This window comes from Sinorhizobium sojae CCBAU 05684 (genome assembly GCF_002288525.1).
Classification (GTDB): domain Bacteria; phylum Pseudomonadota; class Alphaproteobacteria; order Rhizobiales; family Rhizobiaceae; genus Sinorhizobium; species Sinorhizobium sojae.
The window spans coordinates 1105919-1131700 of sequence record NZ_CP023067.1; the positions used below are offsets into that span (position 1 = coordinate 1105919).

Consider the following 25782-nt stretch of genomic DNA (forward strand, 5'->3'; position numbering starts at 1 on the left):
GAGAATTCGCCTTTATCAGCGTCGTGGTTGGGTGGACAGCGGAAGTCGGACGACGGGAGCTGAATGGGCACGTGTGCCACAAGCGGACAAACCAAAGAGCGTCGCTCGATGCCGCGGCAGACGGAGCCAGGAGAAAATTGACGTGCAACATCGCCTCGGCGGAGCGCCAAGGTTTTCCACGAACTGTTTGGAAGATCAGCCGACTAACCGGGTCGTTGAAAAGACCGACAGGAATTCAGCTTTTCACAAAGTCCGCCGCGCTGAGGGGAACAGGTCTGTAGCCGTCGACGTCGGCAATGTCATACTCCCGACCCAGCTCTGCCGGCTGAAAACCCAGTTTAGGATCGCCCGCCCAAGTCCTTGGCGAACAGGCACTTTCGGGCCCTCGAAGTACTCGACGAGTCCCTTGCGGAAGCAGTCCTTCGAGCCAAGAAGGGCGGTGAGATCGTCTATCTGAGAGAACCGCTGCAGCAGCATCGCCCGCGCCGTGATCTCGTCCAGACCCGAACCGCTGGCGGTCTTTTCGGCCATAAACCGAAGGAGTCCAACGTCTCGGCTGGCGCGGCGTGCGGTTTCGATGAACGTAACGGCGACGGATTGCCTGCCGTCGCGACCAGCTCGGCCGAATTCCTGTAGATAGTCCTCCACCGAAGCGGGCTGCTGCCAATGGATCACCAGACGAACGTCGGGAACATCCAATCCCATGCCGAAGGCGTTCGTGCAGATGATGTGGTTGACGAGCGGGCGGCTCTCTCCTTGAAACCGCTTCAGCAATTCCTGCCGCTCCCACTCGGTTCCAAGTTTCGAATGATAGAAGGGAACCTCGAGGGCATTGTTGCGGAGGTCGTGCTGCAACTCCTGGCCGATGCGCGCCGTCGGTACGTAGATCATCGCCTTACGGCTGGCAAACATTGGGAGCCGCAGCAGCTTGGCGATCTCGTGGTGACGAGCTCCTGGCGGCGCGATCCATCTGATCAGCGCAATGTTGGGACGGTCGACGCCGCGGACGAACACCGTCGCGTCCTCGATGCCGAGGGACGAAAGGATTCGCTTCTGCATTGCCTGCCCGGCAGTGGCGGTGAAGGCAAGGATCGGTGGCGAACCAAGGCTGGCACGGACCTCGCTCAGGCGTCCATATTCGGGCCGGAAGTCACGGCCCCATTGATCGACGCAATGGGCCTCATCGACGACGAGGTATTCGGGTCGGCTGCGCGATAGTGCTTCGCGTTCTCCCTGTCGCTTCACGAAAAAGCGCTCCGGAGCAACGTAAAGGAACTTCACTGCATTCCTGCTAACCAAGGAATAGCGGATCTCCTTTTCCTCAGACCCGAGTGCGCTGTTGATGAACGTGGCCGGTATCTTCTTTCGCAAGAGCCCGGAAACCTGGTCGCTCATAAGGGTCTTCAGCGGGCTGACGATGATCGTAATCCCGTGGCGAAGCAGGGCAGGGAGCTGGAAGCACAACGACTTCCCTGATCCTGTGGGGCTGACAACCGGGATCGATTTCCCGGAAAGCGCTGCAAGGACGATCGGAAGCTGCCCTCCGCGAAAATGGGACGTGCCGAACAGGCGCAGGACGGGCCCGAAATTCATGTCGGCTCCGAGTGTCCGTGCTTCTTCATCCAGCCATCGGGCGAGACGCATGGCCCAGCGTTCGATAACCCGTCGTGCGAGGCCCCCGGCGAGGTTCGGGTGGTGCGCCGCGTGGCAGCCGTCGCAGAGGGTGACAAGATTCGAGAGCTCGTCGGAGCCTCCCATCGATCTCGGAAGAAGATGATGGACGTCGGCGTCGCGCGAACTCAGCTTCGTTGAACACGAGACGCACCGGTGACCGTCTCGCTCAAGAACCAAGCGGCGGGTCTCTTCCCACTTGCTCACGAAGCCGTACTCGTCATGCCGTTACCTTTGCTGCCGCGAAGATAGCTGAAACTCGCTGACAAAAGGTGACCGCGGTCGGGATTGGGGACGAGAGGAAATGGTGCCTGTCGAAGCGAGTAAATATCAGGATGTCCACCGCCAACCCTCTCTGGAACGTCCATGCCTCACTCACAGCACACCTTCCGAACGTAAGTGTTGCCGTAGGTGACGAACGCGTCATCAGGGACGGCGCCACGTGCCTTCAGCATCTTCATGATGTCGACGGCAGTCTCGACGCCATAGGTGTCTTTCAGCGTGATGGCGAACCAACCGCTCGAAACCAGGTAGGCCGCAAGGGGTAGCGACGATGCGCGAACAAAAGCCTCGGCGTCCAGGTAGTTATCGAAGCTTGGAACTTGGACGTGCCTGTCTTCGAAAGCACCTCCGTCGTACTCCCGAACCGAAACCTGGGTTTCATGCAAGAAGCCATTGGTTCCTGCCTGTCGGACTTCAAACCACCTGTCTACACTGGCCAGAATATCAACGGGCGCTCCATTCTTCAGCGTGGCCACGGTACTCGACTTGTTGTCTGGCCTTGACTTCAGGGCAGCTCGGCCCTTCGGGTGTCGTACCGCGCCCGAGCGAGCTTCCGGAACCACGAAACGCCCGCTCGCCTGCATAGGGGGGCTGGACAATGGGAGTGTCGAAGGCTGTCGCTCGGGGACAATGGGCTTTTCCTCCAGACTTGCGGATGAGGAGCTGTCGGTCGTCACCCGGAATTGCGCCATTTCGCTCAGAGACAGGTACCGCATGTCGCCACTGTCATACTGAAGCGCCAACTGCACCAAGGCGGGATCAGCCCCCATCTCGGAGATGTAGGCCTGTGACAACGTCACCCTTGAGCGCTATCCGGGTCATGTCGAAACTGTTGCGGGGCAATCCCGAAGCACGGCTGCGAAGCTCGTCACATCTCCGGATTCTTCTTGTTGAATGTTCCCTGGCAGGCAGGATCGACGCTGCCAGGAGGGCAATCATTTCCGGTACCAGCCTTCGCCTTCGGAACGACCGGCGTCGACCAAACCGAGCTGTTGCCGACGTCCACCTTTCCGCGACCGCCGTGTCGGCGAACATTAGCCACCTCCGCCTGCGTGAACTCGTGGGGTTCGAAGGTAACGGTCAGCGTGTTGCCAGTCGTGCTCTTGGTTTCGCCGGAGACATCGAAGGCGAGGGGCGCAAGGCCCAGCGCGATATTGCCGCCGCCGTGGTCTTCTATATTCAGGGCGATCTTGTAAGTGTTCCCGTCATCGGCGTCCTTGGTCGTCTTGAAACATACGCGGTTCTGTACTTCTCCGGCCTTGATCAGAGCGTCTCGAAGATTGATGAGCGTGCCAGCGATTGGGGCCGACTCGACGCTCTCCCTTCCTGCGTACACGAAGGAGCGGTTCGGAAGCATCTCCGCGGCAAGGACGAGTTCCTGGGTGTTTGAGACGGACCGGCCCGCACCGAGCCCCCCTGACAGCGTTGCAGAACCAGTCACGACGGGGCCGAAGCCCACCCCTCCTTCGACACTGCTTTCGTGGGTCGTCAAGACTTCCAGCTTGACGGACTTGACGTCAAAATCGATGAGCCCATTTCCGCAAGTCTTGGTGGCCGAGGCGTTTATCACGCTTCGCGTTCCTTGTGGGGAGTTCTGATAGGCGACGTAGACGCTCACCTGGCGCTTCATGTCGTCTACGACACTTTGAATGGCGGAGCTTCTTATTGCCTGGACGCGAGCTGGCTGGGTCGTGGCGCAGCCGACCAGCAGGACTGTAGCCGCGAGACCCGCGAGCATAAAAACGGACTTCATAGTTCCCCCCGGTGGCGGCAGTCGGACATCGACCCTCTCTCTCATGCCGTCACATCGAATGCTCCCATAGGTTGCGCAGAAAAGCGAGTCCATTTTTGCAGCATGAGGGCGCTGCAAACATTGCGCCATCAAGACGGATGGATTGCCACACCATCCGCGAAACATGCGGTGGAATGATTGGCAGGTTCAGGCTTCTTCGCTAGGTTGCATATAAATCTAGGTGTCTTCACGACGATTTAGGCTCGAGGTGCGTGTTGCACAGGCTAATGGGGAGGGGAGCTTGAGATACCTATTGACCCGAGTGACGGCGGCTTTGCTGTTGTTTCTGAGTCCCGCGGACGCCTCCGCATCGCGCAATGGAATTGTTCACGCGCCACCGGTCGCGCGCCCGCTGCCGGAAGGCCGGGAAATCGGTGACGTCGAGTTCGAGTGCAAGGAAGGGGCCTCGTCTCGTTGCCGAATTTCAGACTTTATGCGGTACGCCAGGATCTGCGCGTTACTCGTTGTTAGAAGCGGGAAAATCAGATTCGAGAAATACAACTATGACCCGGAAATCTGTGAGGACGACAAAGGCGAACCGAATGGGCCGGACAGACGCTACGGCATCGCATCGGTGACCAAGTCGATCACGTCCACTCTGCTGGGACACGCCATCGCAACGAGGTACGGGGCCCGGACACGGGAGCAGTTCGAACGTGTACTTGATCGCCCCATCGGGGACTACGTCGGCGAGCTTAGAAGAGGCATACCGAGCGCCTATGCGAACGTTCCGCTCGACAACGTGCTGCGAATGCGTTCCGGGGTGTGGTGGACCGAATACGGGTGGCACGGCTTCTTTTCCGGAGCGGAGCTGTTTCGCTCCAAAGTTCGAGAAGGCTTGATGGAAAGCATCCCGACATTCGCCCATCGTTTTGTGTTCCCAAGCACGGCAGGTCAGCACTTCAACTACTCGGCACTCGACGCAGCGGTCGCATCAGTTACGGCGGAGAACATTCTTGACGATAGGTCTTTGCTCCAGTTCATGGAGAAGGGCCTTTGGGCATCGATCGGAGCGGAAGCCGACGCGAGCTGGGGCGTCGACAAGGCGGGAACGGCAATCGGACCATGCTGCCTGCGCGCGACCGTCCGCGATCTCGCGCGGTTTGGATTGCTGGTTCTGGGAGAGGGTCGAAACGGGCAGGGAAAGCAAGTCATTCCGAGCGCCTGGTTCGAGATCGCCACAAAACGGTTGGGCGAAGAGGACGCAATCCCGGACGGGAATCAATCCCAAAATGCTGGCTGCCCGCTCGACTACCGCTACTATTGGTGGCTTAGACAAAACAGGACTGATTTCACGGCAGTCGGCCGAGACGGACAGTTCGTCCATTTGTATCCGGAGAGCGACACGGTCATCGTCCAGATCAGCGATTGGAAAGCGTGGACCAACGGCGACGCACTCGAATGCGAGACCTTCAGAGCTCATGATGCGCTTGAGGCGGCCGCGCAGTGACAGCTTCCTAAAAGTGCGCCACCGCTCAAGATCTAAGCGCGAATAGGCCGATTGAGCGACCCTTCCTGTCGGTCGGAACGTCACGCGCGATGGCGCAACTTCGCGCGCGTCAAAGCACTTCAGGACTGCTACCATTGTTCAGATCTGATCGTCGGTGCGTTTTTGCGGCGCTCGGCTTCCTGAAGGATACTTGAGGGACTGTACCCGATTACCTCTATCGGACTGCGAATCGTACATCGCGTCAAAGTCCCATTATTTCAACGAAGCCCGAAGAGATACCCGATCACTATACCGCGCCGGCCCCACGCGTCGGCCAGATGCCCGCGGAGCTTCAGACGCCCAGTGGGGCTCCACGGCCCTCGACATTTAGCCTCTACTGATGCAAGCTAAGATTGTTTTTAGGGCGACGGATTGTAGGGGCATAAGATGAATGCAGCAGAAGGGCCGACGGTAGACATAGGTTCATACTTTGCCGGTGCGGCGAACCTACTGAAATTCGGTCCACTCGGCCTGGCCGGCTTGATGTTGGTACTTGTCATTATTGCGCTTGCGATCCGCGAAATGAGCGCCGGTCGGGAGCGCTTACTCACACGATTTATGTATGTAGGGGCGTTCTGTTTTGTCGTCGCCGCCGGCCTCAGCGCTTTGACATCTAACAGCGTCCACATGGTACACTTTCGCGTCGAACCCCTTAGCCAGGGGGCGGTAGCTACACTCCCACCACCCCAGATAACCATCAATAGCGATACACTGGCACCACCTTTAAAATACGCAGTGAAGTCAGAAATCACCGCCATCATAGATGTCAGTGATGCTATCGAATCAGTAAAGGGCATCCGGCGGCAAATCAGTGAACAAAACGGTCGAATAAAGCAGATAGATTTGCGGATGGAAGACGCTCTGTCACAGCTAGATATAGCGTTGACCAACTTTAGTGAATCAAGTGACCTTGCTTTGGGTAACAACTGTAGTGGAGATGCCCATGGGATACCCAGTCAGAAGGCGCCAGAAATAGCTCGACTAAATGCCGTTGTGGCTTCCAAGCTGGGAGCCGTGCAAACAAATCTATCGGCCGTGCGCGATAAACTAATTCCGACCGAGGTCAACCCATAACCATCGGCAGACTTTAGATGGGAAACGACGATGTCTGCGCCACTTCGTCCAAAACAGGTTTCTCTTATACCTGACTCTTGAGACGTTACACTACTGCGAAGGAGTGTTGGGTCTTACCCCCCGACTGTGTATTGCTAAGCCTCTCGCACTCTGGGAGATCCGTCCTCCAATTTGGCGCTCTGCCCGTTTTCCTGAGCACCCTCCCCGTGCAGGCGTGCATGCGGATGCGCTCGCCATTGATCTCCATGGTATCGCCGTCGAGCACGATCCAGATGCGACGAAGAAGGCGCGGGGCGCTTGCCGCTGATCGCGCACCAGCGGGCCGTCGCTCAAACGCGAGGAAAGACAAGCCTGCGCGGAGATCGCTTTTAGAGGACATACTTCGCCGTGCAAGCTCCGATAGATCTCGCCCTAAAAAGGTAGGCCCAGCCGCCTACTAATGTCGCGAGCGAGCCGGGCATCGTCAATTTGATTGGGGAAGGCGTCGGATTCGCAGCCGCCATGCAGGGTCGAACGCTAGACTGTCTCAAGGTTATCAGTAGCATCACAGCGGTTTACTCTATTGGGGTCACCTGCTGATGCCGGATCGATACGATTTCGCCAACCTGTCACCGGTCGAGTTCGAAGGTCTCTGCGTCGACCTGGTGGCTGCGGAAACGGGCCTCAGGTTCGAAAGATTTTCCGAAGGTGCCGATGGTGGTGTGGATGGCCGCCATGGCCAGGCGAATGGCGACATCATCCTTCAAGCGAAACACTACAAGAACAGCACATGGTCGGATCTTCAGAAGGCGGTCAAGGCCGAGAAGAAGAACCTCGTAAAGCTGAAGCCGTCGGAGTACTACCTTCTTACCTCCCAGCCCCTCACGTCAGCCCGAAAAAAAACGCTCGTTTCGCTGCTCGATCACCCCTCGGTGGATGCATCGAACATCTGGGGCCGTGCGGAGCTGAACGCATATCTGGCTAAGCACTCTGCGGTCGAAAGGCAGAACATCAAGCTTTGGTTGTCCAGCGCCGCGGTGCTCGACAGGCTGCTCAAGAACGACATCGCAGTTTTTACCGAGGCAACTTACGACGAGATCGAGCGAATTCTAAAGGTCTTCGTCGTCAATCCCAGTCTCAAGAAATCAGCGGAAATCCTCAAGGCAACTCACTGCCTGATCGTTTCCGGGCCACCAGGTGTCGGCAAGACGACCCTGGCCCAGGTTCTCGCCGCCGAATACAGCGATGAGGGTTGGGAACTGGTTTCGATCACCTCGATCGAAGACGGCTTCCGCGCATTCCAACGCGACAATCGGCAAGTCTTCGTCTTCGATGATTTCCTCGGTAAAATCAGGCTCGATCCCGCGTCTTTGGCGCGAGACGACGGCAGGATCGTGCGCTTCATGTCCATGATGCACAAGGACAAGGGAAAACGGTTCATCCTGACGACGCGCTCCTACATCCTGCAGGCGGCGCGGGCGCTGTCCGAGGCGCTCGACGACACGAAAGTCGAGGTGTCTGAAATGGTGCTTAACCTCGCGACCTATACCAGGGAGCTGAAGGCGCGTATCCTCTACAATCATCTCTATCATTCGGAGATCGACCAGGATTCGATTCAGGCCCTCCTGGCAGGCGACACGGTCCGTCAGATTGTGGACCATCGTAACTACATGCCGCGCATCATCCAGTGGATGACCGACGAGATCAGGCAGCGCGACGTACCTCCGTCTGAATATCCGAAAGTCTTTCTGCAGACCCTCGCAAACCCGGACAAGATCTGGGACAAGGCCTTCAGGCAGCACATCAGTCCCAACGCCCAAATCCTCCTCTACTGCATGTACTTCGCCGAGCAGGAGCGCTTCTCCGAGCCTGGCGTAAGGCTGGAAACACTCCAGGTGTTTTTTGAACGTGCGATCGTGGGGTTCGGCGCAATCACGAAGGCGGAGCTGCGTGCGACGATGTTTGAAGACACGCTTCGCGAGGTGAAATCGTCTTTCGTCGTGATTGATGGAGGCCGGGTCAACTTCATCAATCCCTCCGTACAGGACTACCTGTCGCGCGAGACTCGAGACGCAACGGTTCTCTCGACGCTTGCCCGCTGCGTGCCATCCGTTGCCTGCGCTATCTCGCTATGGGGGAAAATGGACACACGAGCTTCCGGCAAAATGCGAGCGCAGGTGGCGGACGCATTGCTGATTTCCTTTATCGGTGGTCACGTCGAAGGAAAGCTCCCCCTGCACGAGCTCGCCGATCTGGTTGGTGATCTCGTTCTGGCAACGGGCGACACCGGCTACTGCGAGTTACTCCGGAGACCGGGCATCAAAAGGCTTTTTTGGACAGATGAAGGAAACCTTCCCGCTCTGATCGACGCACTTGAGGATACATATAGCAAATTCCCGTACGCGCGAGCCTACGCCAGATACCTTCGCCTCGAAATCTTCAGATACCTATCGGCCGATCGGGAGTATGTGATGGAGCTCGAGGATCTCGCCGCACTCGCGTCCAATCTAGGTTCCGCCAAATTAGAAATGTCGGAACGTTTTTATAGCAATTTCGATGAGGCGGCCGAGGAGGCGGTGGATGCGCTCGATATGAACAGGATCGGCGGCAACGAAGATCCGGAGCAGGTGATCGGTGAATGGTTAGAGTACATCGAGAAAATAGAAGGTCTGACATCGACGACGGCATTCTACTGGAAGAAGAGGGAGTTCGAGGAACGGATTGCGGCGATCCAGCAGATTGAAGAATACAGGCAGCAGCGTGAGGAGATCCGAAATCCGGCGCCGCGCTCGCAGTCCCCCAGCGAACTACGTCCGGCCTCAGGCGGATCGTTTTCCAACGCGGACCTTCTGTCGATGTTCTCGTCGCTGAAGAAGTCCAACTAGCCGACTGTATGATGATAGCTCTCGGAAGAAATGTTTCCCAGGACCGGTGGATTGCCCGGATCATCAGGTTTGATATCTATTCCGGATGAAATATCTCGACCCGCAGCAGATTATCGAGTGGAAGGAGCGCCACGGGAAGCCGCGGCGGGCATCGGATCTTGTTTCCCAGATCGCCGAGCTGGCAAAGACCTGGGAGGCAAGGCCTCTAGGCGAGACCTTCATCGGCGACCACGTGGTGGTTAGGCTGGCCACAATCCTTGAAGTGTTCGTGCGATCCATGGTCGGGCAGATGGTCGACTCCAGCGAGGAGGTTTTCGCTGAGAGGGCGAGGCTCCTGGTGAAGGATTTCAAACTCGACTTCATCTTTGCGGACAGCGTCGAAAAGCAGAAATTCAGTCCTGGCGACATCGTTGCGCACGCGATCAGCTTGAGCAGTGTCGACGCCATCATGAAGGTTCTGATGACCTTGCTTCCAGACGCGAAGGAGGAGCTTCGGACCTCTCATCGGCGCTGGACGGAGGATCAGGATGGCTTCCCCTTAGAGCCGATTATCAAAGACGTCGATACGACTATGCGGCTGTTGAGCGGGATCTTCACCTCCCGGCACATTCTGGTACACGAACTCTCAGGTCAGCGCCCTTACAAGGACGAGGACGTCGCCGGCTTCTGCGGTGCGGCCGCTGAGTTCATCGAGGCTTGTGACTGGATCACGGTCAAGCATATCGAGGGCACGCTTCCATTCACGCAGATGCAGATGACCATTGATGCCGTCCAAAATCTCCAAGCTGCCGAGGAGGAGGTCGCTCACCTAGTGGCAACTATCCGGGAAATTCCGGGCATCAACCTTCGATTGCTGGAAGAGAGCCAGGCTGCGTGGGAGGAATTCTCGAAGCGCGATGCGTTGTTCTTTGCGTCATTTGCCGAGGGCGGAACGCTTCATCCCATGCTGATGGCGGAATGGCGTCAGGCGCTTGCCGAAGAGCGTGCCGAAAGTCTTCAAGAATTCATCGAAAGTCGTGAGGGCCACTGACGCGGGAGCGTATCCAGGTTTCTTGGTGGGGATTCCGGCCCCACTCGTCGCTTCTCGATAGAGATGGAGCCAGCTTGGGGCCTCTGGCCCGAGCACCGCAGGATGATGCTTCAGAGGAACGCTTGGCTTCGGCGTCGGCAACCATTTCCGCGCAGACCTCATCGGGATGCGTTTCCTCCAGACGAGCGTGTTGGGCGCCCCGTCCCGGGCGGACGTGACGTGCCGATCGCGTGCATTCTGCACAGGTCCACGAGGGGGCGATACTGCATGACGGAAAATGAAGAACGACTTGGCCTAGGCGGCTCTGACCTCCTCAAGAAGATCCGGATGCTTGTCCAATATCCGCCTCCAGGCCCTTGAGAAGGAGAGGGCTCCCGGCAGCTCGCGGTGGAACCCGTCTTCCGATCATCCGGCTCTGCTCGCGAATGCGGATCGCCGCATCAAGGAAAGCGTTCGGGACACCAGGCGCACACGATCGAAGGATCGAAGCGCCTGTACTGCTCCGAGGATTTCGGGCCGCCTCCCGGGCCGCCGCAAGCAGGGCGGTCGAAGCGTCGGCGGATTCGTCGGTCAGGCGATTGAGGATCGATCCACGTCTCCAGAGAGATTGTGAATCCGATAGGGCTCCGATCCTCACGTGTCGTTCCCGATCAGCCCAGGAGAGGTTTCGCGCATGACCTGTCGCCTGCGCGCGATCGGACATCAGGGGCCATGTCGGCTCCGGATCGCTTTCCACCTTGAGGTTCAGGCACAGAACGGTCTCCGATCCGCTGCCCGGCTCATCCTCGACTTTGCGCGCCGCTTCATCGAAACTTCGCAGGTACATGCCGTAGACGTCGATCGACTTGAGTTCGTGCCCCAAGCTGAAGAGGATGATCGTGATGCTGATGGCGTTTCGATATCCAGCTTATGGAGATCCGCATCGGTGAACTGCACCGTCCATGGCGCCCCGAGACACAGGTCGATCGCATCCAGGATCGTGGATTTGCCGCTGTCACCTGATCAGGCAATTCAATCCGAGTGTGGGATACCACACCAAGTGCTTGATGCTGCGGAAGTTCTCAATCTCGATCATCCGGATAGTAGCCATGGGCCCGCCTGAAGAATCACTGATTTGGGAAGGTAGTAGTCCACGGCCCAACGGCGGCGGCAAGAAAGCTTCGACCGAGTTGTTCGACAGGCCAGAGAGCGGGGTGTATCGGAGGGAGCCGTACTCGTTTCATGTCATGCGTAGACCAAATGGTGGACGCCTCGACCTGCCCTGACGGACCTGTGTGCAGCGACGATAGCAACCCCGTCTCGTATGCCCGATATCTACTGCGATCCGCGTGATCCCGAGTTCGATGTCGATGATCGTGGACGGTGTGATCAGGACTTCGTCGAAATACGCACTATGGATTCTCACTCAAGAACCGCTTGAAGACGCGGCCGAGGAGGCTTCGGGGTGAAGGGTTGGAAACCTTTTCATCGCTTCGATCACAGGTCCGTCCAGCATTTCCGTTGCGAACGCAGCGTGATCCTCCGGGCCGGACTCGACAAGAAACTGGAGTGCGATCATGGACCGGTGAACAAGCGGCAGGGATCCGCGCCTGCATGCTTCCTCGAGCCAGGCGGACGCGTTCCGCCCTTCTCTTCTCAGGTAGCGGAACATCGCATAGGTGACTGCCTCGACTATCCCGGCCTGATGGCAGACGATTGAACCCGCACCCGGCACGTCGTGGCTCAGGACCGAATTGAACTGCATTTCGGGGCCGGGCTGCCGCAGGACTATGTCGGCGGATCCAACTTCGAGCAGAATAATCGGATCGATCCTCTCCACCTCGCCGTCAATGTCTAATCCCGAAGGAATGCTCGCCAGGTGCGACAGGATCAGCCAGCTATGGAAGTTCGAGTAGGTCGTGTCCAGGTCCTCGCCGTCCTCCCTGGCGATGAGGGTCTCGCGACCGCCCGCCCTCGCGACAATTGATCCGTCTTCTCGGACATCCAGGTCGACACGGCCAGTCTCCTCCGAAAACATAGCAAGCTTCGCTCCGGGACTGAGGCTGTCGCGGGCGGGACGGTCCTCCAGCAGTGCGACGACAAGTTCCCACGGCAGCCCCAAATCGTCCCGCATGGCTGCGTCGAACACTGCCTGCGCGCAGATCACGTCTCCCATCGGGATGTTGCTTGCCGCGCCCGCGAGCCATTCCGCGGCGTCCGAAGGGTTCGTCCGGCTTCTCCGCGAAAGCTCGACCGCGACTCGATCAGCCAGCTCGCTCGCCAGGAGTTCCGGCAGCCTGACGGCAACGACGGCTTCACCGCTCTCATGGATTGTCGCTCGGAGATAACCACGCGCTATGAGGTCTGCGATCTGCGTGGCTCCCAGGCGACTGGCGAGCTTCTTCCTCCTGATCAGAAAGACGCCAAGCGACTCGAGTATGAGGGGGGAGGGGCGCTTTCTGTCCCAGGCTTCGTCCATGAAGGCTTCCGCGAGCTCCTTGAAGAGATACCGCAGCTCGGTGTCGCGGAACCTCATCCGCGCTTGTCCGATGAGGCCGAGGCTCAGCAAGGGGGGAAGGACGGCCATGAACTCGGGATTATTATAGCTCGGACTTGCCAATATGTCTGACATCATGGAGCGGAGGAGCCACGGGAACCTCAGTTCACGCGCTAAATTTGCGCCGCGCATAAAATAGATGCGGCGGTTGCCGAGATTTTGTACCGCTGCGCGGAATTCGTCGTCGTCCAGATGACCCAGGGGGACGCGCTTCGCACGCCTGCCCAAGGGAGATGACGAGCGTCCGTTTGCCCCGCCCGTCAGCAGATCCGTCGCCGAGTCGTCGACGCTGACTACGACTCGAACCTTGCTTCCGAAGGAAGACGAGGTGAGATCCGTAAGTTCCTTCCGGAGATCCGACATTCCCGGATCGAACCCATCTACGGCGATCACAAGCGCAGGGGCGCTCTCTGAGTTCGATTGCTGAATGAGCCAGTGACGGGCTTCCGCTGTCGTGACAGGCCATGCGAGCTCGCGGCCAAAAGCGTCTGCGAGAGACTGGATTACGCCGCTTCCGCCAGCTTCGAGGAAGAGGGTGACGAAGTTCTCGTCGTCTCTGGTCTTCTCCACCAGCTCCCGCAGGACACTACTCTTTCCGATTAGCGGCGGGCCCTCCACGAGGACGAGACGATCACCGGCTGCGAGGTGAGCGAGCACCGCGATCGTGCTTTTCCTCTTCAGGAGGAAATTCGACTCGAACGGCAGGGAGTGGTCGCTTCCGGTCGAAGTTAGCTCCCCGATGACTGATGCACTGACCTGCTCGACGGCCTGCCGCCAGATTGTCGGGTTTGTGCCCATCAACGTTTCTATCGCCCGAGCCACATCAGCTCTCGCAACGCGCGCTGCAGCCGTGACGATCCCGGTGAACTGGCTCTCGGACAGGGTTGCCCCATCGAGCGAACCGCCGTCATGGGTCCTGATGATCCGCACGTCGTGTCCGTTCGAGACGACCACCAGTGGCGCCATCGGATTCAGGACTCGGGCGTATGACAGCCCCTGGGCTTCATCGTCCGCGGTTAGAGGCAGTCCCGGACGCTTGAGTTCGAGCACGGCCAGGGGCGAGTTGCCATCGTAGAGAACGATGTCAGCGCGCCCTTCCTTGCGGTAGTCCGCGACGCCGTCCACCTCGATGTTGGCCCTGCCGAAATTGAAAGCGAACTTGATCTGGTGACGGACGCTGCCAGACGGCAGCCACGGGAATGCCCTAGCGATGGTCGCGTTCATGTTCCCTTCGTAGTCGGCTTCGGTAGGCGAGGTGGTGAGCTGCTTCGCGACCATGACAATGTTCCCTTAAGCCTGAGTTGCGTCCCAGGCGTTCTTGGCGACGGCTTGGATCCGTCTGAAAATCCGAGCGTGCATGTCGGTATTGGAGGAGCGTTCCGCAAGGCACGGCCGTCCGGCGTTCAGCGACCATTTCGTTCGATTTTTCACTTTTACACAGAGTAGCCGCCAAGGGCATCCTGAACGGTCAGGCCCATCTCTACGGCGGAGAGACTGCAAGACCTAGGCTCTCAGGCGCAAACCTCCGCGGCCTAACTATGTGCTTGAGATTATGGAGCAGCACCGCGGGAGCCTTGTCCGGCACCCGAAGGCTTCGAACCTGCGAACTTTGGAATCGGAGCCGAGCATGCCGGTTGCTGAGCCATGGGAGCAACTGTCCCGGATCAGAGCCTGTCCGACCGTCAGGGATATGCAATCGAATCCTTGCGCACAATTGTTGACAACGGCGTCAGGTTGTCGCCTTTTCGAATCCATGGATTCGATCTCTGAAATCATGCGCGCGCTGAGGGGCGGACGCGCGCTGCTGGGCCTCAGCCAGGAGGAACTCGCGGAGCTTGCGGGCGTCAGCCGGCAGATCGTCGTGAGGATCGAAAAGGGCGAGAGCAACGTCCTGGTGGAGGCCGTCGAGAAGGTGCGCACGGCGCTCGAGGCCTCGGGCGTGGCGTTCATCGACGCCACGCGGGAGCACGGTCCGGGCGTCGCCATGGCGCGCCGCCCGTCCGCTGAGGACATGGTTCCTCAAGGATTCGGGGAAGGCTAGCTGGCGATCCCTTTCCCCAATCGGTTCGGCGCATGTCGCCGGACAATCGCCTGCACGTCCTCCGACTGAAGAAGCTCCCGGTCCAGCAGTTGCCCTGCCAGGGCCTCGACCGCAGCGAGATGACCCCTCACGATGGCCTTGGCCCGCGACAACTGCTCTGCAAGAATGCCGTCGATCTCTCTTCTCGCAGTCGCGGGAACTCCGCTGAGCCAGTTCATGCCGGGATAGTCGTCTTCCATCAAGAATGAGAGACTCCGCCCCATGCCGTAGCTGCAAACCATCCGCGTGGCGATCGAGGTCGCCCTGTGAAGATCGCTGCCGCGGCCTCCGCCCGCGCCGGCAGATCGCGTGCCGAGCAGGACCTCCTCCGCCGCAGCTCCTCCGAGCATCCTGCATATGTGCGCTTCCATCGAAGCCCGGGTTTCCATGTCTCCTGGCACGTCCAGATACCGCGTCATTCCCTGCACGGGCGCATCGGATGAGAACGTCCTGAACTGCTTGCGCATCGAGACGCTTGCCCTGCAGCCCGGCTGGAGCGCAAGTGCAACGACGGCATGCCCGCTCTCGTGGACCGCCACGCGGTGTGCGATTTGCGCAGGAAGTGTCTGAAGCGGTGGCAGCGCCTCGGCGACGTGGGCGGGTCCGGCCGGCTGCCGAGCCGCCCTGGCAAGTCGTCTTGCCTCCCTGGCCAGCTTCTCGAGATCGGAACCGCTCCATGCCTTGAGGTCGGCGGCGATCCTCCGAAGCTCCTGGTCGTCGCCCGTGGCGCCCAGGTGGAAACGCAGTATCTCCGCGCGCTCGTCCGCATCCGGCAGATCCATTCTGACATGTCGTTCGATCCTGCCGCTTCGCAGGAGGGCGCGGTCAACCGCTTCCGGGAAGTTGGTGGCTGCGACCACCACGATCCCCTGCCTCCCGTCGACGCCGTCGATACATTCCAGGAGCGAGTTCACGACCTGGGTCTGATAGCCGACATGATGGCCCGAGAATTTCGTTCTATCGCCGATCGAATCCAGCTCGTCCAGGAACACGATCGCCGGCTGCAATTCCCTGGCCTTCTCGAAGGTCGACCTCATCGCCGCAAGGAGATCCCCGAGATGTCCCCTGGCCTGCCATTTCGCGACCGACTCCGCTATCAGCGGGATGCCGCACATCTTCGCGAGAGCGCGGGCAAAGAGGGTCTTGCCAGTTCCGGGGGGGCCGTGGAGAAGGATTCCGCGATCGAGATCGGCCCAGGTGATCTCGCCTGACCGCGCACGCTCCAAGTCCTTGGCGAAGGAACGCGCCCAGGCCTTCACGTCCCTGTATCCGGGCAGTTCTTCCAGGCTGGGTGCGTCGTCCGCTGCGGTGCCAGACGCGGAGGAGCGGAGGATCCGCGCATGATCCGATGTGAGGCTGAATTTCGTGACGACCGGAGCCAGCATCACGACGTCGTTGCCGGCGAGAAGTTCCGCCGTGTCGGGCCGGATCGGGTTTCGGCCGAGCAGCGACCGGGCCGCCACGATGTGCGCGGCCGAGGGCCGCGGCAGGTCGATTACCGCGTCGGCCGCCGCCGCCAGTTCTATCGGTAGGTCCTTTCTGTGTCTGGCGAGGACGAGGATCGCAGGAAACTTCCCGTAGGATCGAAGAAGGTCACTCCCTCCCGGCGTCGGCATTTTGTTCCGTGGCTTGGACTCGATGGAATGGACCAGCGCCCTGGGAGGGCGCGTCTCGGTCCAGTCCGGGAAGCGGCCGTTCACGAAAAGCTCGGTCGCCGCCTCGTAGATCCCCAGGTTGATCGCCGATTCCGCGATCAGCACGACGATGGTCGGGCGCCCCCGCCTAAGTAGGTGCTGTGACCGCAACGCCCTGCCTACGCAGCAGTATGCCAGGAAAAGCACCGGCGACTGGCGGATCTTTCGAAACTGGTCGGCGTCAAGCCTTCCCACTGAAGAGCTCTTCCCCATCGTTCAGATCTCTCCGTCCACGCTCCATCGTCTCAGCGAGTCCTCGGCCACAGACGATGGGCGGCCCAAGAGGTACCAGCGCTGCGACGAGCGGGCCATTCCTTGCTGAAGCGAGAAAAGGTGGAGGGGAGCGGTGAAGCTCATCGAGCTGCGCTGCCCGTGATCCTCGTCGCTGCCGCCGGGATATGAGATGAATCCCACCAGCGTCGGCACGATGAACTTCTCGATGAACCATTCCTCGACGACCGGCGTCTGGCTGGCGTCGAGGTTGGGGAGGGACCTGCTGTTGGTCACGCGTCGGAGGTCCCCCGCCAGATGCTCGACGGCATTGGCGTGGCGGGCGATCGACGCCCATGAAGAGTTCGCCCGTTTTTCACCGATTCTAAGCATTGTGCGCACACTCCCATCAGCGTGTCGGATCGCGGTTGAATTCCCAAGTTGTGATTTCGGATGATCGAGAGCTTGTCGCGATCGAAGGTGCAAGGATCTTCGTTCCGCGGCTTCGATGCTTTCCGGGCATCCGAAGGCATGGATGCGCTTACCGCCAGGGACCCTGTCATGGTCCCGGCCGTCCGCGGTGAGATGGTCGGCGGCGACGCGGCATTTTTGGCGTGGAGCGACGAAGATGACCGGTCCCCTCCGGATCTGCTCTCTGAGCAGCAGGGATGGCGAGCGGCGGAGTGCGTTTCGCATTCCGTAATACGCCAGGAACACGGCGGCGCGATACCGGGAAGGTTTGCGGAACTCCGAGTTGTGCAGCCGGGAACGCATGTCAGTTCCTTTCCGACCCGTGGGGCCGGCCCAGGCGGTACCAGCGGTTCAGTGTGCGGGCCACGCCCTGCGCAGTATTGATATGGAACACCTGGGTCGAGAAGCAGCGATGCCCGTCGGCAATGCGCGGGTGTCCGGTGACGATGCCCGTCAGCCCCGCCGCGGGCTGCGGGACGAGAGCGTACTCGTCTAGGAATGGCGCGCCGGCCAGCATCCTGGGATCGAATCCTTCGGAAACAGCCTTTCGGATGTCATCTGTGAGGCGGGCGAAGGTCTCGGCGCCGGCGAATGTGTAGTGCATGGGGTCTGTCCTGTTCGGTTGGGTTTTGGATGCTGTCTGTTGCCGGAGTGCGTCAGCGGACTCGCCGGCCTTGGCGGAACTTGCAAGAATCGTCGGTTGGGGACGGGCCGCGTGGAGCTTGCCAAGCCGACGGGTCCATTTCCGCCGCCCAGACGCGCCGTCCGCCGACGACGCAAGCTGGCTCGCGGCGGCGCGGCAGATCAACGCGCCTGGCCGGCGACCGCCTGGAAGGTGCACTGTCCGGCCAACGCCTGGGGCACGGCGCCTTTCCGATGCGAGCGGCGACGCACGAGGGCGGATGCCTGGAGCCTTGGAAGAATTCGTTGCGGATGCGCCAAACCCGGTCATGTCGGCGGGCTCCATGGTGAAACGATCGAATCACGATCAAAAAGATCACGTCATGAGCAAAATGCTTACCACGCGATCTATTGTCAACACAAGCCGCCTCGTTGACCTGCCGTTGTCAACACTTCTCCCGCCGGCGCGGCGGCCGCCCTAACACGCACGCCGCGGGTCTTCGCGGAGACAGTGACCAATCGCGGCCATGGGGTCGTGATGTAGCCCTGTCTGCCGGCCGCCGCCCTGCAAAGCGGCGGCCGATATGACGCGGCGAACGCCTAGGCCGCGGAGTGGCTGGCGGAACCGCTGCCGCCGGGTCCCTTCCGCATGATTTCATCCAGGGCTGCCGCATGCCTGTCGAGCGCGTCGCGGATGGTCTTCGTATCGCAGCGTGGTGGTGCAACCCACCGCCATTTCGGCGCTCTCAGGTCTGGCGCGTTGGATCCCACGGCTCGCAATGCATCGTGAAACGGCAGGCTCCCGTCCTCCAACAGCATGTTTATGACGGTGCGGCGCAGATCCATCCATAGCCACGTGGGCGTCGGCGAATCCGGGGTATGTCCCAGGCTGCTGCTCATCCGCCGACCCAGCGCCGACCGCATCCGCTCCAGGTGAACAAGCGGCGTTCGCCCCTGGGTCGCGCTGAAGACGAAATCCCCCGCGTCGGCAGGCAGATTGGCGCGCATGTCAGCCAGCCTGCTGGCGAATACGTCCGAAAGGGCTATCACGACTGGGTGCGCCCCTTCTTTCGGAGCCCTCCATATCTTCCGGCCCAGATCCAGCTCCGTCCATCTCATTCGTCCGAGTTTGGAAGGAAGCTGCCCTGTCAGGGCCAGCGCTTCGGCCAACGCCCGTTGGGGCGGCTCGAGCGTTTCCGCGGCGGCGAGGTAGGCGTGCAGTTCCTCGTCGTCCAGGTGGCGATCGCGGGGCCGGATTGGGCCGGCGATGTAACGGGGCAGTATGTAGAGGGCGGGGTTCGACCGGAGCCCGAATACCTCGCGCCGCTCGGGCTGCATCGCCCAGACGAAGAAGGCACGGATCTTCTGGGTGCACGATCGCGCCAAAGCAGGTCGGCCGCGCAGGGAGAACAGGAAACGCATGAGCTCGCCATCCGTGACGTCCGCGATCGGCTTCTCCAAAATGGGGTTGCTTGCAGGGTCGAGAAGATATCGTTCGTGAAATCTGGCGTCCTGGTCGGCGCTGCGGTTGTGCCGGCGTGTGGGGAACTGCTCAATATAGATCCTGACGGTTGCTGCGAAGGTGTATGTCTTCACGGTCATATCGCTTCCTTTCCTGTGTGATGGATGGACTTCGAAATCGGGAATCCTGCACGATCGAGCTAGACAACGGGGCCGCCGCCTGGCCTTCGGAGGAAGTAGCCGGCATGCGGCAGTGTCGGCGCTTCGGCTTCGAGTTCGCCGACGATCGCCTGCGCCATCCGGCCGAGCGAATTCCGGCGCGCCTCTATCCATTCCCGCCGCCACGGCGCAGGATGGTGCGGGGAGTAGGCCACGAGCTTCAGCCGGCCGGCGGGAGCGCGCTGCCATTCCGTCCAGGTGATCCCATCGACCAGTCTAGTGGACGAGGCGCGGTCGAACTTGCCATTGCCCATGTAGCGCATCTCGACCTCCTTGCTGATCTCGAGGATGGCGAGTCCGACCGGAACTCCCGAGATGGTCGCGATCGTCGGCGCAACGGGTGACCACAGAGCAAGAGGGATGTGGCTGGTCCTGTCGGGCGGCCGGCTCCAGTTCTCCAGCGCCGGCCGGATGAAGCCGCTTCTCGGCTCTATGCGCACCGTATGGCCGCGGGCCTCGAACGCGTTGAACAGGCCGTTCGCGAACGACAGGGCGCTTTCCAGCATCTCCGCAGAGATCGTTAGATCGATCGCGTTGAGGCTCCGCGTCGACAGATGTTTCCGGTCACGGCCGTCGCCTGCCCGCCCGAAGATAACCCGCGCAATGTGCACGAGAGGGTGGCTCCCGTCGCGTGGTGGAAAGGACCAGATGTCGCGACGATAGAACGGCTTGATGGGGGGCAGGCCCTGTCCCCCTTTCCTCCAGTGGGACGGAAGGCCCGGACGGGCGGGAGGCAGCGGCGGCGGGGGAGGAGCTGTTCCAGCCGCCCGCAGCACCCACCATCCCCTGCCAGGCCGGGGGACATCAAGAGCCGTGCAGACCCGGCACAGATAGCTATCCGAGACCCCGAGGTGCGCGGCGGCAGCCTTGCCCGGCCCGGCCCAGACCAGCGTGTAGAGTTCCTCGCGCGATATCATGGCGCGCTCCCTTCATCGAAAGCCTCGTCGTCGTGCTCCCAGTCTGCGACCGTGCAGGTTCCTTCCTCCACCTTCCGCAGCATCTCGGACCACTTGTTGAAGCCCCGGCGGATCTCCGCTCTATACTTGTGAAGATTGTAGACGCGGACGATGCCGGTCTGGCCGTGCCCGATCGCCGTCTCCGCCACTTCTGTCCGGCCCGTGATAGGCTCGAGGTGGGTCCGGACCGTCCGCCTGACGTCGTGCCAGATCCAGCCCTCCATACATGCCACGCCGAGCGTTGCGAGGATCTCAAGCATCAGGCGCTCGAACCTGCCGGTCGCGATCTCGCTTTCGTTCTGCTCGTTGTTCTTCTTCGCGATTCTCAGATCGCTGAAATGGTCGATCGGCCTCTGGCCATTGGTCGTGCTGAACACGAAGTCCCCGTGGCCCTCCGGCTGGCTCTCCTTGATGGCAAGGAGCAGTTCGACCACCCGGTTGGAGAGCGGCACCTTGTGTGAGTTGTCCACCTTGGAGGTGCGGCCGGGCCGCGCGCCGGGCGCCTTGGTGCCCGGTATGATCCATAGCCTGCGCGCCAGGTTGATCTGCGACCAGCGCATTCCCGCGACAACGCCCCTGCGCTGGCCGGTCTCGATCAGGACCCTGAGGCAGGGTCCGTAGGGATAGGGCGTGGCGGTGGATGCCATCAGAAAGGCGCGCGCCTCCTCGTATTCGAAGACCCGCTGGCGGGGATCGATCCGGAGCCCCAGCCGCTTGGCCTTGAGGTACTCGATCGGGTTCCGGTCGAGCCCGATGGCCGCGCTTATGTCCGGATGCATCGTCCAGCCAAAGAACGTCTTGAGCTGCACGAAGCAATGGAAAGCGGTTGTCGGGAATTTCAGATTGATCTCCTTGACCAGGGAGACCACGTCCGCGGCAGTGACCTCCGAGATTGGCTTCTTCAGCCACCTGTTTTTCTTGGGGTCCAGGATGTTCCTTCTGATGAAGGCGATGTCCTGCGCCGCGTTGAGGTTCTTCTCGCGTCCGGGAATGTATGCGAGATAGTCTTCCATGACCGAGGCGAAGGTGCTCCGGAGGCGGAGCGCCTCCAGCCTCCTTGCCTCCGCCACCTCGATCGCGGGGTCGACTCCATTCCCGACCTTCTTGTTCCACTTGTCCGCCTCGACGCGCGCGGCTTCGGTTGTCATTTCCGAAAACTCGCCGAGCTTGCGGCGGGAGGGCTGGCTGGCCGGACCGCCGAAGCGGGCGACCAGCATGAAGACCTTCTTCTTCGATCCGATCCTGACGATCAGGTTCTCCACGGAGGAGTCGTAGATGTCATACCGCCCGCTCGAATTGGGGGGAGGCTCCTGGGCTGCGATGAGGGCGTCCGTCAGATGCTGCCTGTTCATTTCGCTTCCTTTCCTTGGTGTTGGACTGCGGAATCGGGAAATTCTGGGCAACGGAACTGGACAACGGCTTCGCTGGCGGCGGCATCCCGTTGTTCGGTCAGTGAAATCCGGAAATGAAAATAAGTCAATGATACCAATGACTTAGGGAACTGAATGAAACCGCTTGAAACACGCGCGAACATGATGCTACAAGCCGGTTCACAGGTGCAGGCGGGAGCGGAGGTGACTCCAAAACCGCAGGTCGGGGGTTCGAGCCCCTCTGCCCCTGCCAGCCACTCCATTCTTGCCTCATTGTTCCAATTGGTCAGAATGTCGGGGCGGGCGGCTTGGCCGTCTTAGATATTCACAAAAAAGACTGATTGGCTCTTGTGGTTTTCAGAATCGGTCTTTATGTAGGGTCCAAACAGACACGCGGTGCGTGGGGCTGAAAGATCGGCTTTACGCGCCGTAATGGCGTGAGCATTCAATGGCATCCAAAACGAATCCGTTTACGTTTCTGCAGCAGGTACGCTCCGAAACGTCGAAAGTGACTTGGCCTTCGCGGCGCGAGACGACGATCTCGACGCTGATGGTCTTCGTCATGGTCTCTCTTGCCGCCGCCTTCTTCTTTGGTGCGGACCAGCTGTTGGGCTGGCTGATGAGCCTCATCCTAAACGTTGGCGCTTGATTTGGGTGGAGAGTAGCATGGCTGCGCGCTGGTATATCGTTCACGCCTATTCGAATTTCGAGAAGAAGGTGGCCGAATCCATCGAGGAGAAGGCCAGGCAGAAGGGTCTGACGCATCTGTTCGAGAAGATTCTCGTGCCGACCGAGAAGGTCGTAGAGATACGTCGCGGGCGCAAGGTTGATTCTGAGCGCAAGTTTTTCCCCGGCTATGTTCTCGTTCGCGCCGATCTGACGGATGAGGCCTATCACCTCATCAAGAACACGCCGAAGGTCACCGGTTTCCTAGGGACGGACAGCAAGCCTGTGCCGATTCCGGATCATGAGGCGGATCGCATTCTCGGTCAGGTCCAGGATGGCGTCGAGCGTCCGAAGCCGTCCGTGTCCTTCGAGATCGGGGAACAGGTTCGCGTTTCGGATGGCCCGTTCGCCTCCTTCAACGGCATCGTTCAGGATGTCGATGAGGAGCGGTCGCGCTTGAAGGTCGAAGTGTCGATCTTCGGCCGCGCGACCCCTGTCGAGCTGGAATACGGCCAGGTCGAAAAGGTCTGAAGAAGCAGATTTTAGAATGGGTGGGCGTCAGCTTGCTCGGCGGAGCGATCCGCATGCGCGTGGGAGATGTCCGGTCTTAGCCGGGCCGGATTGTCGCTACCACGCAACCGCAGCCGCCGATCATTCGATCGGCAAAGGGCCGGGCAGCCGGCTTAACAGTTCCCGCCACGAACGCGTTCGGGGAGGGGCAATGAGAGGCAGAGAGAAATGGCTAAGAAAGTTGCAGGCCAGCTCAAGCTGCAGGTGAAGGCCGGCTCGGCAAATCCGTCGCCGCCGATCGGTCCTGCGCTTGGTCAGCGTGGCATTAACATCATGGAATTCTGCAAGGCGTTCAACGCCGCCACGCAGGAAATGGAAAAGGGTATGCCGATCCCGGTCGTCATCACCTATTACCAGGACAAGTCCTTCACCTTCGTCATGAAGCAGCCGCCGGTCAGCTACTTCCTGAAGCGTGAAGCGAAGATCCAGTCTGGCTCGAAGACACCGGGCAAGGCCAAGGCGGGCTCGATCTCCAAGGCTCAGATCCGCACGATCGCAGAGGCCAAGATGAAGGACCTCAACGCGGCCGATATCGAAGGCGCAATGGCAATGGTCGAGGGTTCCGCCCGCTCCATGGGCCTGGAAGTGACGGGCTAAGACGATGGCGAAGATTGCAAAGCGTGTACAGAAGGCCCGTGAGGGTGTCGATCCGGCGAAGCTCTACGGCCTTGCCGAAGCCGTTACGCTGATCAAGGAGCGTGCAACGGCGAAATTCGACGAGACGATCGAAGTCGCCATGAATCTCGGCGTCGATCCGCGCCACGCAGACCAGATGGTCCGCGGCGTCGTAAATCTGCCGAACGGCACCGGCCGCTCGGTTCGCGTTGCCGTTTTTGCCCGTGGTGCCAAGGCTGACGAAGCCAAGGCCGCCGGCGCTGACGTCATCGGCGCGGAAGACCTGGTCGAGATCGTTCAGGGCGGCAAGATCGACTTCGATCGTTGCATCGCCACCCCGGACATGATGCCGCTCGTCGGCCGTCTCGGTAAGGTCCTCGGCCCGCGCGGCATGATGCCGAACCCGAAGGTCGGCACCGTCACCATGGACGTCGCTGGCGCGGTCAAGGCTTCCAAAGGCGGCGCGGTCGAGTTCCGCGTCGAAAAGGCCGGTATCGTTCACGCCGGCGTAGGCAAGGCATCGTTCGATGCCAAGGCGCTGGAAGAGAACATCCGTGCTTTTGCCGACGCAGTCGTCAAGGCGAAGCCGACCGGCGCCAAGGGCAACTATGTCAAGCGCGTCGCCATTACGTCGACCATGGGGCCCGGCCTGAAGATCGATCCGGCAACGCTCAGCGTCGCCTGATAATTGCGGGCCTTGGCCCGGCACTGAATTCCCGGCCCTTCGGGGTCGGGAATGTCCGGACGTCAAGTCCGGAATTCCTGTCCGAGATTGCGGGTGGTTTTACCTTAATCACCGTTGCCCGCATGAGACGGGTAAGATCTGAATTTTGAGACGCCGGAGGCGTCGGAATTCGGTTCGAACCTTCGCTTGCCTTGTGTCTGACCCGGGACCTCCGGGGACGCCAGGGGACAGGATCCTTAAGCGTTGCTTGGGATCGTCGTTTGATCCCGGGTGACAAGGCAAACCCGGCAGGGCTGCGAAACGCAACCCTGTCAACTGGAGACAGACAGTGGAAAGAGCGGAAAAGCGCGAATTCGTCACGGAGCTGAACGAAGTCTTCAAGGCTTCCGGTTCGGTTGTCGTGGCCCACTATGCTGGTGTCACAGTAGCGCAGATGAACGACTTCCGTTCGAGAATGCGCGCTGCTGGCGGCACCGTCAGAGTCGCGAAAAACCGCCTGGCCAAGATCGCTCTTCAGGGTACGGAGTCTGAAGGGATGATCGATCTCTTCAAGGGTCAGACGCTGATCGCATTCAGCGAAGACCCGATAACGGCTCCGAAGGTCGTCATGGACTTCGCCAAGACCAACGACAAGCTCGTTGTTCTCGGTGGCGCCATGGGGGCAACCACGCTCAACGCCGAAGGTGTCAAGTCGCTTGCGACTCTGCCTTCGCTCGACGAGCTGCGCGCGAAGCTGCTGGGCCTCCTCAACGCCCCGGCAACCCGCGTCGCGACGGTTGTCGCAGCACCGGCAAGCCAGCTTGCCCGCGTGTTCTCGGCCTACGCCAAGAAGGACGAAGCCGCCTGAGGCGGAATTTCGCTGTTGTAGATAAAACCAGTTCGAACCGAACAAAAGGAAAAGTAAAATGGCTGATCTCGCAAAGATCGTTGAAGACCTGTCCTCGCTGACCGTCCTGGAAGCTGCTGAGCTTTCCAAGCTGCTCGAAGAAAAGTGGGGCGTTTCTGCCGCTGCTCCGGTAGCCGTTGCTGCTGCTGGGGGTGCTGCAGGTGCTGCTGCTCCGGCTGAAGAGGAAAAGACCGAGTTCGACGTCATCCTCGTTGACGCTGGCGCCAACAAGATCAACGTCATCAAGGAAGTTCGCGGCATCACCGGTCTCGGCCTCAAGGAAGCCAAGGACCTGGTCGAAGGCGCTCCGAAGGCGGTCAAGGAAGCAGTTTCCAAGGCAGAAGCTGCCGACCTCAAGAAGAAGCTCGAAGACGCTGGCGCCAAGGTCGACGTCAAGTAATTCGACGAAATGCGAAGGGAGGGGGCCATTGCGGCCGCCTCTCTTTGAACGTTTTTGGAACATATTACCCAAAAGCCTGTCGAAACGGCTTTTGGGTAATGGGTTCTTCAAGAGGATGGTCTCGATCGGGAGAGAGCACA

General features: G+C 60.2%; 22 protein-coding genes. 11 read left to right on the plus strand and 11 right to left on the minus strand.

All coding sequences use genetic code 11. From position 1 onward, the window contains the following. Positions 1-243 precede the first annotated feature (243 nt). From SJ05684_RS05455 to SJ05684_RS05465, 3 genes are all read right to left on the minus strand, one after another. Entirely contained in the window at positions 244-1878 is a 1635-nt protein-coding gene (locus SJ05684_RS05455) for a RecQ family ATP-dependent DNA helicase (protein WP_083846268.1), read from the minus strand. A 164-nt stretch (positions 1879-2042) separates the two neighbouring features. After that, entirely contained in the window at positions 2043-2753 is a 711-nt protein-coding gene (locus tag SJ05684_RS05460) for an SH3 domain-containing protein (protein WP_244426721.1), read from the minus strand. A gap of 68 nt (positions 2754-2821) precedes the next feature. Continuing rightward, positions 2822-3799: a hypothetical protein gene (locus SJ05684_RS05465; protein WP_172901113.1), complete on the minus strand. Its 978-nt coding sequence runs from the start codon at positions 3797-3799 to the stop codon at positions 2822-2824. Between the two features lie 208 nt (positions 3800-4007). On the opposite strand from SJ05684_RS05465, the gene SJ05684_RS05470 reads away from it, so the two are divergent. From SJ05684_RS05470 to SJ05684_RS05500, 4 genes are all read left to right on the plus strand, one after another. Next, positions 4008-5195 carry a serine hydrolase domain-containing protein gene (locus SJ05684_RS05470; protein ID WP_244426724.1) on the plus strand — a complete coding sequence of 396 codons (1188 nt, stop codon included), beginning with the start codon at positions 4008-4010 and terminating at the stop codon, positions 5193-5195. Between the two features lie 426 nt (positions 5196-5621). After that, the gene (locus tag SJ05684_RS05475) at positions 5622-6308 is read left to right on the plus strand and encodes a hypothetical protein (RefSeq protein ID WP_034858830.1); all 687 of its coding nucleotides are present in this window, start codon (positions 5622-5624) and stop codon (positions 6306-6308) included. A gap of 644 nt (positions 6309-6952) precedes the next feature. Beyond that, a complete protein-coding gene (locus tag SJ05684_RS30285; protein ID WP_244426722.1) occupies positions 6953-9172 on the plus strand; it encodes an ATP-binding protein in 2220 nt (739 codons plus the stop codon). An 85-nt stretch (positions 9173-9257) separates the two neighbouring features. Further along, entirely contained in the window at positions 9258-10202 is a 945-nt protein-coding gene (locus SJ05684_RS05500; protein ID WP_034858834.1) for a lysozyme inhibitor LprI family protein, read from the plus strand. 1405 nt (positions 10203-11607) lie between these two features. On the opposite strand, the gene SJ05684_RS05510 is transcribed toward SJ05684_RS05500, so the two are convergent. Then, positions 11608-14016: a type I restriction endonuclease gene (locus tag SJ05684_RS05510; RefSeq protein WP_095694216.1), complete on the minus strand. Its 2409-nt coding sequence runs from the start codon at positions 14014-14016 to the stop codon at positions 11608-11610. A 475-nt stretch (positions 14017-14491) separates the two neighbouring features. On the opposite strand from SJ05684_RS05510, the gene SJ05684_RS05515 reads away from it, so the two are divergent. Continuing rightward, positions 14492-14779, plus strand: a complete 288-nt coding sequence (locus tag SJ05684_RS05515) for a helix-turn-helix transcriptional regulator (RefSeq protein ID WP_050980198.1) — start codon at positions 14492-14494, stop codon at positions 14777-14779. On the opposite strand, the gene SJ05684_RS05520 is transcribed toward SJ05684_RS05515, so the two are convergent. The 7 genes from SJ05684_RS05520 to SJ05684_RS29525 all read right to left on the minus strand — a co-directional run bounded on the left by SJ05684_RS05520 (position 14776) and on the right by SJ05684_RS29525 (position 22083). Further along, on the minus strand, positions 14776-16707 hold the full coding sequence (locus tag SJ05684_RS05520; protein ID WP_162098825.1) for an AAA family ATPase: 1932 nt from the start codon (positions 16705-16707) through the stop codon (positions 14776-14778). The genes SJ05684_RS05515 and SJ05684_RS05520 overlap by 4 nt on opposite strands. A 21-nt stretch (positions 16708-16728) precedes the next feature. Further along, complete coding sequence (locus tag SJ05684_RS29520) at positions 16729-17115, minus strand: hypothetical protein (protein WP_157212027.1); 387 nt, start codon at positions 17113-17115, stop codon at positions 16729-16731. 382 nt (positions 17116-17497) lie between these two features. Further along, a complete protein-coding gene (locus SJ05684_RS05530; RefSeq protein WP_050980200.1) occupies positions 17498-17797 on the minus strand; it encodes a DUF6634 family protein in 300 nt (99 codons plus the stop codon). 617 nt (positions 17798-18414) lie between these two features. Further along, on the minus strand, positions 18415-19416 hold the full coding sequence (locus SJ05684_RS05535; RefSeq protein WP_034858845.1) for a site-specific integrase: 1002 nt from the start codon (positions 19414-19416) through the stop codon (positions 18415-18417). A gap of 59 nt (positions 19417-19475) precedes the next feature. Then, positions 19476-20411: a hypothetical protein gene (locus tag SJ05684_RS05540; RefSeq protein ID WP_157212028.1), complete on the minus strand. Its 936-nt coding sequence runs from the start codon at positions 20409-20411 to the stop codon at positions 19476-19478. After that, positions 20408-21802 (minus strand): tyrosine-type recombinase/integrase, encoded by a 1395-nt coding sequence (locus SJ05684_RS05545; RefSeq protein WP_034858862.1) that lies wholly within the window; start codon positions 21800-21802, stop codon positions 20408-20410. Before SJ05684_RS05545 ends, SJ05684_RS05540 begins: the two co-directional genes overlap by 4 nt. Beyond that, positions 21799-22083, minus strand: a complete 285-nt coding sequence (locus SJ05684_RS29525) for a hypothetical protein (RefSeq protein WP_157212029.1) — start codon at positions 22081-22083, stop codon at positions 21799-21801. The genes SJ05684_RS05545 and SJ05684_RS29525 overlap by 4 nt, the downstream gene beginning before the upstream one ends. Before the next feature lie 185 nt (positions 22084-22268). On the opposite strand from SJ05684_RS29525, the gene secE reads away from it, so the two are divergent. The 6 genes from secE to rplL all read left to right on the plus strand — a co-directional run bounded on the left by secE (position 22269) and on the right by rplL (position 25642). Continuing rightward, a complete protein-coding gene (gene secE / locus SJ05684_RS05550) occupies positions 22269-22469 on the plus strand; it encodes a preprotein translocase subunit SecE (RefSeq protein WP_034858866.1) in 201 nt (66 codons plus the stop codon). A gap of 17 nt (positions 22470-22486) precedes the next feature. After that, positions 22487-23017, plus strand: a complete 531-nt coding sequence (gene nusG, locus SJ05684_RS05555; RefSeq protein WP_034858867.1) for a transcription termination/antitermination protein NusG — start codon at positions 22487-22489, stop codon at positions 23015-23017. Positions 23018-23224: 207 nt separating this feature from the next. Next, on the plus strand, positions 23225-23653 hold the full coding sequence (rplK, locus tag SJ05684_RS05560; RefSeq protein ID WP_034858872.1) for a 50S ribosomal protein L11: 429 nt from the start codon (positions 23225-23227) through the stop codon (positions 23651-23653). 4 nt (positions 23654-23657) lie between these two features. Beyond that, the gene (gene rplA, locus SJ05684_RS05565; protein ID WP_034858876.1) at positions 23658-24356 is read left to right on the plus strand and encodes a 50S ribosomal protein L1; all 699 of its coding nucleotides are present in this window, start codon (positions 23658-23660) and stop codon (positions 24354-24356) included. Between the two features lie 328 nt (positions 24357-24684). Further along, positions 24685-25203 (plus strand): 50S ribosomal protein L10, encoded by a 519-nt coding sequence (rplJ, locus tag SJ05684_RS05570; RefSeq protein WP_034858877.1) that lies wholly within the window; start codon positions 24685-24687, stop codon positions 25201-25203. Positions 25204-25261: 58 nt separating this feature from the next. Continuing rightward, on the plus strand, positions 25262-25642 hold the full coding sequence (gene rplL / locus SJ05684_RS05575) for a 50S ribosomal protein L7/L12 (RefSeq protein ID WP_034858879.1): 381 nt from the start codon (positions 25262-25264) through the stop codon (positions 25640-25642). The last annotated feature ends 140 nt before the right edge of the window (positions 25643-25782 follow it).

Coding starts and splice junctions, on each gene's coding strand:
- secE (WP_034858866.1), top strand. CDS start 22,269: ATGGCATCCAAAACGAATCCGTTTACGTTTCTGCAGCAGGTACGCTCC.
- SJ05684_RS05540 (WP_157212028.1), bottom strand. CDS start 20,411: ATGATATCGCGCGAGGAACTCTACACGCTGGTCTGGGCCGGGCCGGGC.
- SJ05684_RS05475 (WP_034858830.1), top strand. CDS start 5,622: ATGAATGCAGCAGAAGGGCCGACGGTAGACATAGGTTCATACTTTGCC.
- rplA (WP_034858876.1), top strand. CDS start 23,658: ATGGCGAAGATTGCAAAGCGTGTACAGAAGGCCCGTGAGGGTGTCGAT.
- rplK (WP_034858872.1), top strand. CDS start 23,225: ATGGCTAAGAAAGTTGCAGGCCAGCTCAAGCTGCAGGTGAAGGCCGGC.
- SJ05684_RS29525 (WP_157212029.1), bottom strand. CDS start 22,083: ATGGAGTGGCTGGCAGGGGCAGAGGGGCTCGAACCCCCGACCTGCGGT.
- SJ05684_RS05465 (WP_172901113.1), bottom strand. CDS start 3,799: ATGGACTCGCTTTTCTGCGCAACCTATGGGAGCATTCGATGTGACGGC.
- SJ05684_RS05545 (WP_034858862.1), bottom strand. CDS start 21,802: ATGAACAGGCAGCATCTGACGGACGCCCTCATCGCAGCCCAGGAGCCT.
- SJ05684_RS05515 (WP_050980198.1), top strand. CDS start 14,492: ATGGATTCGATCTCTGAAATCATGCGCGCGCTGAGGGGCGGACGCGCG.
- SJ05684_RS05500 (WP_034858834.1), top strand. CDS start 9,258: ATGAAATATCTCGACCCGCAGCAGATTATCGAGTGGAAGGAGCGCCAC.
- rplL (WP_034858879.1), top strand. CDS start 25,262: ATGGCTGATCTCGCAAAGATCGTTGAAGACCTGTCCTCGCTGACCGTC.
- SJ05684_RS29520 (WP_157212027.1), bottom strand. CDS start 17,115: ATGCTTAGAATCGGTGAAAAACGGGCGAACTCTTCATGGGCGTCGATC.
- SJ05684_RS05535 (WP_034858845.1), bottom strand. CDS start 19,416: ATGACCGTGAAGACATACACCTTCGCAGCAACCGTCAGGATCTATATT.
- SJ05684_RS05510 (WP_095694216.1), bottom strand. CDS start 14,016: ATGGTCGCGAAGCAGCTCACCACCTCGCCTACCGAAGCCGACTACGAA.
- SJ05684_RS05530 (WP_050980200.1), bottom strand. CDS start 17,797: ATGCACTACACATTCGCCGGCGCCGAGACCTTCGCCCGCCTCACAGAT.
- nusG (WP_034858867.1), top strand. CDS start 22,487: ATGGCTGCGCGCTGGTATATCGTTCACGCCTATTCGAATTTCGAGAAG.